Origin of the sequence: Mesorhizobium sp. M1399 (genome assembly GCF_040317735.1) — a bacterium.
GTDB lineage: Bacteria > Pseudomonadota > Alphaproteobacteria > Rhizobiales > Rhizobiaceae > Mesorhizobium.
This window is the reverse complement of the sequence record NZ_JAMYKZ010000021.1, coordinates 34,202-47,099: the sequence shown is the minus strand read 5'-3', so window position 1 is coordinate 47,099 and position 12,898 is coordinate 34,202. Positions and strand designations below refer to the sequence as shown.

General features: G+C 59.7%; 9 protein-coding genes and 1 pseudogene. 3 read left to right on the top strand and 7 right to left on the bottom strand.

Features of this window, described 5'->3' with window-relative positions; genetic code table 11:
* Window positions 1–197: 197 nt before the first annotated feature.
* Window positions 198–345 (top strand): annotated as a pseudogene (locus tag NKH05_RS28010) (IS256 family transposase); the annotation flags it as partial.
* Window positions 346–524: 179 nt separating this feature from the next.
* Here the strand turns inward: NKH05_RS28010 and NKH05_RS28005 are convergent.
* Window positions 525–686, bottom strand: coding sequence for a hypothetical protein (locus NKH05_RS28005; protein WP_189556919.1), 162 nt, complete (start codon window positions 684–686; stop codon window positions 525–527).
* On the opposite strand from NKH05_RS28005, the gene istA reads away from it, so the two are divergent.
* Window positions 685–2,196 carry an IS21 family transposase gene (gene istA / locus NKH05_RS28000; RefSeq protein ID WP_502913279.1) on the top strand — a complete coding sequence of 504 codons (1,512 nt, stop codon included), beginning with the start codon at window positions 685–687 and terminating at the stop codon, window positions 2,194–2,196. The two genes, NKH05_RS28005 and istA, sit on opposite strands and share 2 nt — an antisense overlap.
* Window positions 2,197–2,208: 12 nt before the next feature.
* Window positions 2,209–2,964 (top strand): IS21-like element helper ATPase IstB, encoded by a 756-nt coding sequence (gene istB, locus NKH05_RS27995; RefSeq protein ID WP_125007203.1) that lies wholly within the window; start codon window positions 2,209–2,211, stop codon window positions 2,962–2,964.
* Window positions 2,965–3,509: 545 nt separating this feature from the next.
* Here the strand turns inward: istB and NKH05_RS27990 are convergent.
* The 6 genes from NKH05_RS27990 to NKH05_RS27965 form a co-directional block, all read right to left on the bottom strand.
* On the bottom strand, window positions 3,510–4,058 hold the full coding sequence (locus NKH05_RS27990; RefSeq protein ID WP_353026575.1) for a tetratricopeptide repeat protein: 549 nt from the start codon (window positions 4,056–4,058) through the stop codon (window positions 3,510–3,512).
* A gap of 15 nt (window positions 4,059–4,073) precedes the next feature.
* Window positions 4,074–6,188, bottom strand: a complete 2,115-nt coding sequence (gene sctV / locus NKH05_RS27985) for a type III secretion system export apparatus subunit SctV (RefSeq protein WP_353026573.1) — start codon at window positions 6,186–6,188, stop codon at window positions 4,074–4,076.
* 242 nt (window positions 6,189–6,430) lie between these two features.
* Window positions 6,431–6,619, bottom strand: a complete 189-nt coding sequence (locus tag NKH05_RS27980; RefSeq protein WP_353026571.1) for a hypothetical protein — start codon at window positions 6,617–6,619, stop codon at window positions 6,431–6,433.
* 38 nt (window positions 6,620–6,657) lie between these two features.
* Entirely contained in the window at window positions 6,658–7,548 is an 891-nt protein-coding gene (locus NKH05_RS27975; RefSeq protein WP_353026569.1) for a SctD/MshK family protein, read from the bottom strand.
* Between the two features lie 1,494 nt (window positions 7,549–9,042).
* Window positions 9,043–9,738, bottom strand: a complete 696-nt coding sequence (locus tag NKH05_RS27970; protein ID WP_502913278.1) for a Ulp1 family isopeptidase — start codon at window positions 9,736–9,738, stop codon at window positions 9,043–9,045.
* A gap of 238 nt (window positions 9,739–9,976) precedes the next feature.
* Window positions 9,977–12,412 (bottom strand): T3SS effector XopP-like protein, encoded by a 2,436-nt coding sequence (locus NKH05_RS27965; RefSeq protein ID WP_502913277.1) that lies wholly within the window; start codon window positions 12,410–12,412, stop codon window positions 9,977–9,979.
* Window positions 12,413–12,898 lie beyond the last annotated feature (486 nt).

Sequence of the window (12,898 nt, the reverse complement as noted above, 5' to 3'; positions counted from 1 at the left end):
TTTCGCTTCGGCGTCGCCTTGGCCTCCCCTCACGCTGCTGGGCTTACGGGGCAGATGGCGGAAGCCCCGATCCGATCCCTCGAGCGGATTGGTCATACCGCAATGGTTCCCCGTCGCCGCAACCGGATCATCCGCTGGCAAAGCTGGGTCGCCCCCCGGGGATGTCCAGGTCAATCTGAAGGAGCGGCGTTGCCCGCCTCGAGCGGTGGCGCAATGGCAAGATGGCCCTCAGATGGGTCGCAGCCGGCATGGTCGAGACAGCCAAGGGGTTCCGCAAGCTCAAGGCTCACAAGCAGTTGCCGATCCTGCGGGGCTGCACTGATCGCCCATCAGGACAGCCCAGCCGCAAAGATCGTTGCCCCGGCATCGAGGGCTGCGCAATATGATATATCGCGCAACGTCGCTCCTTCAGATTTTGAACAAGCTTCGGGAGATCCCCTCGCCCACTATGTCCGGCCGATGTGCGAGACACAACTTATTGTCTATGACTGCGGATTCCGACGTGAAGCCGGCCGCCATTCCGATCAAAGACCGGCCACCATTCCGATTTGAAGCCGGCCACCATTCCAATCAAAAGTCGGCCAGTTTTCGGCACTGAACATTACCTCCTGGGTCAGCAACTTTGGCATCAAATGCCCCGCGATGAACGGGGAGATTTTGATGCCGGCAAAGAGAAGGCTGACCATGAGACAGTTACGACAAATGCTGCGGCTTGCCGGAAGCGGGACCAGCTCCCGCGAGATTGCCGTCGTCTTGGGAATAGCGCGCAGCACGGTGCAGGATAATCTGCAGCGCGCAGCGGCGGTTGGATTGAGCTGGCCCTTGCCGGGCGAACTGACCGACGATGCGCTCGAGAACAAACTCTTCACTCGCAACGGCGTCAAACAGGGCACGAGAAGACGCACAGAACCAAACTGGGCCGATCTTGCCGTCGAGCTCAAGAAGCCCGGTGTCACCTTGCTCATCCTCTGGGAGGAGTATCGTGGGTCGCATCCCGAAGGATACGGCTACAGTCGCTTCTGCGAACTCTTTCGCAGTTTCGAGCAGCGGCTTTCGCCGACGATGCGCCAGGAGCATGCGGCCGGCGACAAGGTCTTCGTCGACTATTCCGGCAAGAAGATCCCGATTGTTGATCGCAAGACCGGTGAGATCCGCGAGGCAGAGATCTTCGTGGCAGTGCTCGGCGCATCCAGCTTCACCTATGCTGAAGCAACATGGACACAAACACTTCCCGACTGGATCGGCTCGCATGTTCGGATGTTTCGTTTCTTCGGAGGCGTTCCCCGGTTGGTCGTTCCCGACAATTTGAAGTCTGGCGTCAGCCGCGCCAGTTTCTACGATCCCGAGATCAACCGCAGCTACGGCATGATGGCATCCCACTATGGTGTCGGTGTCCTGCCGGCACGGCCGCGACGGCCGAAGGACAAATCCAAAGTCGAGAACGGCGTCCGCTTCGCCCAATCATGCATTCTGGGGCGGATGCGCAATCAGACCTTCTTCTCGCTGGCCGAGGCCAATGCCGCCATTCGCCAGGCACTCGATCGCATCAATGATCACGTCATGCGCCGGCTGGGCGTCAGTCGCCGGCAGCTGTTCGAGAGTGTCGAGCGCCCGGCTTTGGCCAGTCTTCCACTGGAGGATTACGAGTTTGCCGAATGGCGTTTGGCCCGCGTCTCGACGGATTACCACGTCGAGTTCAAGACCTTCTTTTATTCCGTGCCGCACAGCCTCATTCGCCAGCAGGTCGATCTGAGAGCAACGGCACGCACCATCGAGATCTTCCACCGCGGCAAGCGCGTCGCGGTGCATCAGCGCCGCTATGGCGGTCCTCGCCATGGAACCGATCCGGATCACATGCCCAGCTCCCACCGGCGCTATGCCGAGTGGACGCCAGATCGCTTCCGTCGCTGGGCCGCATCCGTCGGCCCCGAGACGGAAGGCTTGATTGTCGCAATCCTCGCCAGCCGCCCACATCCTGAACAAGGCTTTCGAACATGCCTGGGTGTCCTGCGCCTGTTTCGCGATGTCACACGCGATCGCGCCGAAGCTGTGCCAGCCCGCGCTGTCGAGATCGGTGGCCTGAACTGCAAGAGCATTGCCTCGCTTATCGCCAATCACAAGGCCGCAAGGCATTCCACCGAACCGACCGCCATCGTCGATCACGCCAATCTGCGTGGCCCTGATTACTTTCATTGAGGAGACACACCAATGCTTATCCATCCCACCATCGACATGCTGCGCGAACTCGGCCTTCATGGCATGGCCACCGCCTTCCAGGAGCTCGACGCACAATCCGAAGCACGCGGCCTCGAGCATGGCGAATGGCTTGCCATGCTGCTTGAGCGCGAGGCTACCATGCGCCGCCAGAAGCGTTTCGAAGCCCGCGCCAGGGCTGCAAAGCTGCGCCATGACGCACAGATCGAGAATGCCGACTTCCGTGCCGCACGCGGTCTTGACCGCAATCTGTTCATGGCGCTCGCCGGCTGCGACTGGATCAGAAAGCATCACAGTCTTCTCATCACCGGGCCGGCGGGCGTGGGCAAGAGCTGGCTGGCCTGCGCTCTCGGCCACAAGGCCTGCCGCGAAGACTTCTCCGTCGCCTATCACCGCGTTCCCAGGCTGTTTGCAACTCTTGCCCTTGCCAGAGGCGACGGACGTTATGGCCGGATCCTCAAGCAACTTGCCAAAACCGACCTTCTCATTCTCGATGACTGGGGACCGGAAAAACTCAATGATGACCAGCGGCGTGATGTGCTTGAGATCATTGAAGACCGCTACGAACGCCGATCGACAATCGTCACCAGTCAGCTGCCTCTGGATCGCTGGTACGAGATCATTGCAAACCCAACTCTGGCCGATGCCATCCTGGACCGCCTCGTTCACAACGCCTATCGCATCGATCTCACCGGTGAAAGCATGCGAAAACAGCGCTCGCCAAGAGCGTCTGAAACAGCTCAAGCTTGACCTGAAACGAAACCCAATCCAAACATCAACGAGACCCAGGATCAGTCCGAAAAATGGCCGGCTTCAAATCGGAACACCGGCCGGATTGAAATCGGAATGACCGGCCGGCTTCAAATCGGAATCGATGGCCGGCTTCGTCGGAATACGCATCTATGACGCCTCGGGCCTCACACGGGGGCGCAATTTCAACGTATTCTCGCTCAAGACTTGGCGGGTCAGCGACCATGCCGGAGCTGACCGACGCTGCCGTTCTCTTGTTGTTTGTCGCATAAGCGTTTAGGAGTGTGCTGAATCTTGGCCGCACCGGTCCTGACGTACTGGACGAGGCGCGTGTCGACCGCGCCATGGTGGCACATCGCGGTCTCATCGTTGCTGCTGCATCGCTCCGTCTGTCGGCCTGTTTCGATTTCGCGGTCCATATGGACTTCGAATGGTACAGGGGATCAGATGCCACTCTCATCGTTATCAATGCAAACCTGCTGTGTTTGGTTCTTATAGGTCTAATGGCCGTCGTCGCAGCTCGCGCGCATCGTTCCCGCTATGCGTCATCGCGATTGTGCCAACTCATTCCGTTCGGACTTCCCGTCAAGCGCAAGCGACAGGTTGAGATTGTGGTGCCACATCTGATTCCCAGGCTCTGATTCGAGAGCTTGCCGGTATAGCGCTTGTGCCGCGTCATGCCGCCCCTCAATGTCCAAGACAACCCCCTTCGCATTCAATGCACGCAAATTGCCTGGGACCGCAACTAAGACGTTGTCGAGTACCTGAAGCGCCTCATGCGGGCGTTCCTGCGCCAGCAAGGCATTCGTAAGACGGATCGCCGCATCGACATTGTCCGGATGCTGCTTCAGATCATCCCGCAACGCCGGCTCTTGAGAATCCTGACCGACGGCGCGCAAGATGCGTTCGCGCATAGCCGGATCGATGTTATTGGCGCTGAGCAACTCTGGGGGCGACGTCTCCTTCACTGGAAGAACTGGCTTATCCCAGGTAGCGCAACCGCCTAGAGGCAGAATGGCGAGTACTGCGAAGAGAATTGAGGTCAGACGAAATGAAAGTATCGGCGCAGCGACTGTATTCTCATGTGAATTCATGCTTGGTTCTCACTATCATCGAGTGCTTTGGCTATCAGTTGGCGGGAACGCGGACATCGCCAGGTTCCGCTGACGTTCCACTATTGGTCCAGGCGGAAGCTTGACGGATCCGGCGGGCTGAATAGTGAAGTCGGAGGCGAGGTCCTGATAAGACAGCACAGCAAGATCAATCCCGTTTCGGGTGAGGAAACCGCGGACGAAGCGTCGAATATCCATTGAAGTTAATACGACAGGGCGGGTCTGACCCGGTGCTGTGCTGGAGAGGATCTGACGAATCTGTGACAGCAACGCTTCGCTTTGCCGATCCTCTAGTACGAGGTAGGGGCCCGCAGCCGAATCGCGAACCGCACCGCGCACCACATCCTCAGTCTCACGTTCGATGACCAAGACGGGCACGATACCGTGTCCGTTTCCATAGCGGTGACAGATCTGCCGCTTCATACCAGAACGAACGTATTCGGTGAGCAGGGCGACGTTTTGCTCACGTTCGCTCCATTCGGCCAATGCCTCCAAGACGAGGCGGGTATTGCGGATTGGGATACCTTCATCCAACAGACGGCGCAGCACATCGGCAATCCGAGGGATCGGCGTCGTGCGCAGCACCTCCTTCACCAGATCAGCATATTCCTGCTCCATTCGGCCCAGCAATTGGCGGGTCTCTTGGATACCGACCAAGCGCGGTGCATAGCGGGTCAACGTCGCATGGAGACGCAACGCGAGGAGCTCGCTGGGACGGTGATGCCCGATGCTGGCGGCCTTGAGAGCCGGTGCATGGCCTTGTTCGACCCAGATTCTGTCCGTGTTTGCATCATGCCGAAAGGGGATGCCGCTCGATTCAATGTCCGCCAGATCGTCTTTGAGGGTTAGCTGTGTCGGATTAATCAGATCCTGTTCGACTGGCACGCCCTCGACATCTATCCTGAATTGCGACTCGGGCAGCTGCTGGTCGACCCCCACAGGGATGCGGGGAACGATAATGCCGAGATCTGCTGAGACTAGTTGCGAAACGCGTGCAATGTGCTGTTGCAATTCGACCTGGTCGATCGCATGCATAAGGGTCGGCGCAAGGAAGAAGGCGATCGGACATGCCTCCGCAGGCACGGTTTGGTTTTGCAGCTCCACTGGAGCTGCAGTTGTAGCATCGACATTGCCGGCGCCCAGCACATTACCCTTGTCAAGGCTTGCCGTGGCGAAGACTGCCGCCAAGATCAGAAAGACGGGCAGAGGGAAGCCGGGAACGAACCCCATCGCAAGCAAGACGCAGGCCGCCAGCCGCAATGCTCGCTTACTGGCTGTGAGTTGATTGACTATGTCGGTACCAAGGTTAAGGCTCGCAACCCCAGTTACACGAGTCACGATGGTCGCTGCGGTAATTGAGAGCAGCAGGGCCGGAATCTGCGAGATTAGCGCATCACCTATGGTCAGCAAAGTATAGTGATGCAGCACCTCGCCGAAGGACATGCCCTTCGAGAGCAGGCCGATCGAAATCCCACCCAGCATGTTGATGCAGATAACCACCAGCCCGGCGATGGCGTCGCCCTTCACAAACTTCATGGCGCCATCCATCGCGCCATAAAGTTGGCTTTCCTTCTCCAATGCGGCGCGCCGGCTGCGAGATTCGTTGGCATCGATGTGGCCGTTCCGTAACTCTGCGTCGACCGCCATTTGCTTGCCCGGCAGAGCGTCGAGCGTGAAGCGCGCCGCCACTTCTGCTACGCGTTCGGCACCTTTCGCGAGGACCATGAATTGCACCATGGTCACGACCAGAAAGATGACAATACCTACGGCGATGTTGCCTGAGATTACGAAATCGCCGAACGTGTGGATGATACTGCCTGCCTCCCCCTCGGCCAGGATCAGTCGCGTCGTTGCGATGGTGAGCGCCAGACGGAATACCGTGGAAATCAAAATGACGCCGGGCAAAGAGGAAAAATCAAGTGGCGTGCTGATATACAGGGCAACCATCAGCAGCAGTAGGGCCAATCCCATATTGAATCCGATCAGCGCGTCGATCACCGTGATCGGCATTGGCATGACCATCATAGCTATGGCCAGAAGCAGCATCAACGCGACCATTAAGTCCGGGTTGGCCGGCGCGCGCTTCATGAAGTTACGTAGGACGTTGGCCATGGAGGCGCCTTTGGGATCGTGTGAGAATTGCTCTGCTGCTCTGCAGCTTTCGAAGACCCACCAGCGCATGGCTACGCTTGAGCCTGAGGGACAGACGGGACGACGGGTGACCATGGGGTGTATCCAGTCTGTCCCGGACCGTCAGGGCAAGTTTCGTGCGCTCTGCCCACACGCAAGGTGGACGGAGGAAAGGGCGCAGAGAGTTCGCGGATCTGCTCGGGGATCAGCACAACATAACCGGTTCAGAAACGTTCGGCGGTCACATTGAAACGTTGCGCTCGATCGGGTCTACCATTGGCTAGCCTTTGATCAAGTTGGTTCCGGTTCTGCCGGAGCAGGACCACCCGCCGTAACTCGTTCCGCAGGACGACAATGCCTCCACGCACCGCCGAATAATAGCGCGCGACAGGATAGGTGGGCAGATTGACCATGGAGTTCTCCTTACTATGGCCTGCGAACTTGGAAGCTTTTAATAAGGGAGAACAGCAAGGCGGCCATCTCGGCTCAGCAACACGCGGCCGTCCTCGATCCGATCGACCGTCCATCCATCATCCAAAAGGGCGCCGACGAAATACTTCTCGCCATCGATGACAACATACGGCGAGGATCCACGCCAAACCGCTTCAACCGCGATTGCGGATGGCGCCTTCTCCTCTTTGATGACCACTCTATTGACCAGTGTTACAGCGCCCTTCGTGCGATGATCGAACGACTGCTGAGCGTTCTGCCAACTGGTGGCCGATGCAGAGGTGACGGTGCCCTGAGCGGTCACAACACCCTTTGCGGAGCCGATCTTAACATTGAGCAGGCCCGCTTTATCGACTTCGTCTTGCAGGTCTTTGGCGGCTGCCACGGTAGTCTGATCGTCAGCGCGGTCATTGGTCAGCTTGGACTCACGTTCGGCATCAGGTGAATTGGCGCTCAATGCACCAGCGTTGCCGGAGTAGGAGAAAATGGCCGAGAGCGCGCCGATCCCGAGAGAGCCGAGTAGCAGGAAGGCTAGTACAGGGATCGAGAGGCGTGGTGTGCCGATCGAACCAGCTGGCGACACACCCTGTACCGACCAGAGAATGGACATCGCGCCTACATGAATGACGACAGGAAGAGGAACCACAACGCGCTCGCCTGCGGCTATATTCCCGTTGCCCTCCACGCCGAATCCGGCTGCAAGGGCCTCGACCTCGATCGAATTGCCAAGAGGAGTGATACGAAGATGATGCGGCGCTAGTCCTTGCTCCACGAAGATCATATCGGCATCGAGGCCACTGCCGATTAAACTCGTTTCTAGAGCTATCTTACCGGTCAGTCCGCAATAGAGCCCCGACAGAACTTCGAAATGAAGGGAAACAACGTCATTCACGGATGATCTTCTGACCTAGGAGAGAAGCCGCACGGCCACCACCGTGCGGCTCATTTCGGTTCCACATCGCGCCACCAAGGGCGCGATCGAGGCTACCTGAGCTCCGCTTCCGACATTACTGGACGCGTTCGTCGGCCGCCTTCTTGACTGTCTGGAGCTGCATCTGAACGTTGCGCAGCAGCATACTCCTAGCCGTAGTCTCCGCGCTGACCCTCGCTAGCTCCGCGATTTGCGCCTGGAACGCAGCAGCCCCAGCGCCGCTGGCAACTGCGCTTCCACCAAGCGAAGCCGCAGTACTAGCCGCGCTAGGAGCGCCACGAAGAATGTTACCTATGGCGGACATATTGTTTCCCTTTCTGTTCGACTTGTGCCGTCATCAACGGCACGCTACCTCCTGACGAGGACCATCCAGCGTCAGGTATCCTCTTCAGTTTCTGCCATAGCGTCCTCGGCATCAGCCATGACATCGCTCATAATAGTGACCGCAACGGAACTGAGGACCTGTAGGAAGGCTTCTTGTTCAGACACGACTTGCGAGCCATCGCCAGAATTGGTCGGTATGTCCGCCCGATCCCGCCTGCCAACCGGCGCGTTATGATCAGCCGGCCTGTTATGATCAGAAGGTCCGCCGGATGCGTGCGGCGGTTGTCCATTCGAATGTCCATGCCCCCCCGTACGGGTCAAGGAAAGGCTTATGCTGCCAGCTCCACTTCCAATTGCTGCGACCATCAGGGTACTCCGGCCTTTGTCCTCATTTTCGTCGACGGGCGGCGACGCCGTGTAGGCATCCACATGCTCAAGCTATAGCCGCCAGCTTTCGACAAGCTGACGAGTCTCGGAAAAAAGGGCGCTGTCGCAAAATCACGGTTGCGGCGATCCGACCAGCGACACGCGACTGCAGCTGCATGCACTTCGTGTACAGCGCCCGTCGGTTGGCTCACTCCAAGAATCTCGGCGAGCCGTATCGAGGACAAGCCCTTGTGAGACTGGTGCATCAGCCACATGGCCTTCAGCCGGGTTGACTCCAGCAGCTGTCTTGTTTCGGCGACCCAGGCAGCGCCATCACCGCCCGCGCCCAGGGATTGGGCTTCCTCGTTGAGCACGAGGTCGTCTCTAAGCCGGTTGAGCGTCGGCCGAAGCGCTGCAAGGCTCCGAAAACCTTGCTCACGCTCCCCTGAAATCCGCGCTCACGATCCCGCGAAACGCGCGCGTTAGATCGGAATTCGGTCGTATCGGCACGCCGCGTGCGGATCTGACGCGTATCGAAGGACGGCCTGAAGAGCCATTCCATTACTTCGGTCCTCCGATCGACTTGTTTCTAGCCAGCTTGCCAACAGATTTGTCGAGGGCGCATCTCGACCGGCGAGCCGGACGATCCGCAAAGCGAGGGAGGTCATCGTCGCCCTGATCCCCTCCTTCAGGTCACCCGCACACACGGTTGGCTTGGTGTCGGCCAGAAGCCGCTCCAGCCAGCTCTATCGACAGAAGCCGACATCAGCCCCTGAGTCGGGTTTGTAGTGCCTGCCGATTGACGACGAGGTTGTCGAGGTTCAGCAGGTCTGGCTGCCATCTTTGCAATCCCCTAACCAGCGCCCGCGTGCCGTCCACCACGAAGACTCCGCAATCCCAACCGTTCCACTGCTGGGCCATGCCGGGTGACTGCAGCCTGGCGCCCAGCCTTGCTGCGAGCTCTTCTGCAAGCTTGTCATTGTATCCCCCGAAGGAGTCATAATGATAGGCAACCGGCCGTTCCCGGTCGCTGCGATCAACGAACAGCAGCGACCAATGGCTGCCGCGGCGATTAGGATCCGTAGCACTGGCATCGTTCACAGGCACGAACAGGAAGTCGGCTGTGTCGTTACCGTTCTGATTGTGGACGATGCGCTGGAATGCGCTTAGCGTGACGCTCTCGGGGCCCAAGCGCAGATGATAATTGGCTACTAGGGGATCCACGAACCGCGTCCGGGCGGCGAGATCTGGATTGTTCCCCTGCAACTCCTGCTCCAGGAGCTCGTAATCCCTCTGGATATGTTCGTCGCCTAGCCATTGCCTTGCGCCGAGCACCCGCCCGCTGCGGTCGTGGGACGAGGCTGTAGGATACAAAGCCCCGATCTGAGCATCGGAGGATGTGCTCGAAAACACCGGCGCATAATGAGCATCATCACGCAGCTCGTGCGGGGTCGACGCCAAAACAACCAGAGTGCCAAGCCCTTGATAAAATCTGACGACGGAGCCCTTGCCGGTGCCGCTAACGCAGCTTCACTCATCGGCCCAAGTCGAGGGCGATGGATAAGCGGAACGTCATAGGGCCCTGCCGGCCCCACGGCCGTGTAGCGCTCACCGCGAATGTCGTAGCTCACTATCCGCTGTTCCGCGTTCGGAAGCAACCCGAAATGGCCACAAGCGGCACTCTACTGCGAGGCCCCGACTACATCCCATGCCGAGCAGTCTGCGTCGACCGGTGCTCCGCCTCAGCAAGCGGATGGCGTGGTTGGCCGCTAAGCCCTGCGGTCAACAAGGACTTACAGAACGCAGGGGTGAGCTTGCCGCGGTGGATTACGACGTTTATGTGACCGATCGCAGCCCGGGCGTCCTGCCACTGCCGATTGTAGCCGCGCTGTTCATTGGATTTGACGTGGCAAGCGGCGAAGGAGGCATCATCCAGCGTTGCCAACTGCGCCGCACCTACCGGCCGGTTCGTATGGATGTGCACCCACATCGGATTCGGCATTGCACCATTGCGCAGCGCCTTGGGTTGCAGCCTGATCTCGAACAGTTCCCCTGGCTCGCCCTTCAACGCGCGCGGTAGATCCGCAGGCGTCAACTCCTTGGCCTCCCGCAAGTTTTCCAGGTACTTCTGCGACGGAAATGCGTAGGTTTTCATGCAATCGATCGTAATAGTGGCCTTTCGCTTGTTCACATCGTTGGCCACTCCCCGCGCCTCGGACAACATCACCTTGAGCCGGACTGTTTTCTCGTGCACTTCGCGCACATGCGCAGACGTGAGCAGGCCGCGTCGACGAGGCTCTTCCAACGCGTCCAGACAGGCCTGCATCTCGGCGGCCTGCGTCTGCAGGCGCTCGACCACGATGCCCACTACGTGATCGGCGTCCTCGGGTTTCATCTGGCGCGCTTGCGAGACGGTCCTTTGCTGACCAGCCAGATCGAACTGCAAAAGTTCGTCCAACCGCTTGAGCAGTGGCGTCAACGACTGCATCGACGGCGGTGCCTGCCAGACTGCCAAGTGCGCCGCCGCCGCCGCCGCACTCGCATGCGCCTCATTCGCGCTCACGAGCTTCTTCGTACCCAGATCCGAGCGCACGAGAACCTTGGCTGCGGGCGCTGCGTCGTCGTCGTTCGCAGCAACTTGCGGCGCCGGCCGCCCGGCGGCCAAAGTCTCGGCGCCCGCGGCCGGCTTGCTCTTGCCTTTCCCTTTCCTGCGGCGTGCGGTGCCTTCGGCCATTTCAGCTTTGCCGGCAGTGTCGGCCGTTATCGTAGCGCCCGCGTCGGCCGGCGTTGCAATGATGGCGGGCGTCTTCGGCTGCAGTGCCAGGAGGCGCATGACATCGTGCGCAGTGATCCACGCGTCGTCCATGATATGGCACAACAGGTCCAGTGGGAGGCCGGCACCTGTTGGGTCATTGCCTAGCTTGGCAAGCATGTCTTGCAACGCCGATCCAAATTCCGAAAGTCGCTCCATGACTCCTTCCAGAACAGCGCAGTGCTCTGCGTCGAGTGGGCGCCCTTCGCGGCGAAGAACAGCCTCGGACGTGGAGATAAATGCCGGAAAAACGTCGGCGATAAAGGTTCCCAGCAGACGCACCCGCCCGTTCTCACCCATGAGGGTTTCTCTCACGTCTGCCCCAAACGTGCTCGCCAGCGGCTCAATCTCGACCTTTGCGAGAGCGACACGCGATTCCAGCTGCATGCACGTCGTGTACAGCGCCCAGCCGGTGTGCAGCCGCAGCGTCGCCTCGTCGTCCCGCCGCATCTCTGCCGCTGTACCTGGTATGTTGACAGTGGCGGCGCAGGCGGAGCGCGTCCATTCGCAGCGCCGTGCTTTTTTTTCCCACCACTCCATGCAAGCCACATGGTCCTTCGCCACACTGGAAGCCACTCGGCTCAGCTGGTCGGGGGTAGCGTTGGATTGGAGCGTCCGCTTGAGCAGGGCTGCCGTACGCTTCCTGCGCTCTTCCAAGGGGAAAATAGTCTCTAAGGCCAGTTGGTTGCATTGGTCCGCCGCATCGAGCACGGCGTAGCGGTATTCACGCGCCTCATCGTGGGACAGAATGCTCCGCGCCACAGCCGGCGGCAGGCTCGCGTAGTAGTCCAGAACTGTTGAGCCTGCCTTGACGAACCGATCGGCCAGCTCTTGCCCCTCCTCCGAGTTCCGGGCTTGCGCGGCCGCATTGCGGCAAGCGTCCAGTTCCTCAATCAGGCCGTGCATTCGTTGCTTGGCTGCGTTGATTTCTTCGCCTGTCAAGGAGATGGGGACCGCCACACCCGAAGTTGGCGACTGGCTGGCGACCGGCGCCGTGTCTCCACCCTCCGACACTGAGGGAGAACCGCGCCGCCGCGCAGTGACTGCACGTGGCGCAGCGGCTGCACGTGGCGCAGCGCCCAGGACTCGATCTGCGCCGACGGAGGCACCGGAAGACCTGTCGCCAAGGGCATCGTCGGCGCCGCGCGCAATGCGAGCGGAGGACGTCCCTCTATCTAGATCCACAGAGCGCATCCGCTCCACGACCGAATCGAACGATTGACTGCCTTCCCCAGGGGCTAGACTTGAGTGCGAGCGTGAACTGCTCGATCCGGCTCCAGCATCCCCAATGCGCGATCTGCCAGATCGGCCAATGCCCGTCATGTTCCATCTCCGATAAAGGCGAGAATCGCTGCTTATGATGTTGCGGGCTGATGTCGCTCAGCCGTGGTGTATCAGGGCTTTGCCCCATAAGTGCAATCGCCCAGATGGCGGATGACATGAGGTCTGAGGAACCCGCGGCATGTTTTCGTCAACCGTCATGGTCAGCCCGGCCCCACGACGGCGTGGCCTACATCCTGGCCAAAGTACACGCCAGCAGCAGCCCAAGATCGGCCGAGACTGGCACGCGATCGCATCACGCCGCACGCGCTGTCCTCAGTTTTGTAGAGACAGAGCGAAGGTTTGATTGCACGCTGCCATTCACCGGCACCGTTCTTGGTCCACTTACGCCGAAGATGAACTGCCGGTAGAACCACTCCGGCTAAATGCATCCGGGCAAACATGTTCGCGAATCTTTGGCTCGTTTGCCCGGTGGCTCCCGACTGATTCGCTTCGTCAGCTTCGCCACTGGATCGGACATCGAACGAG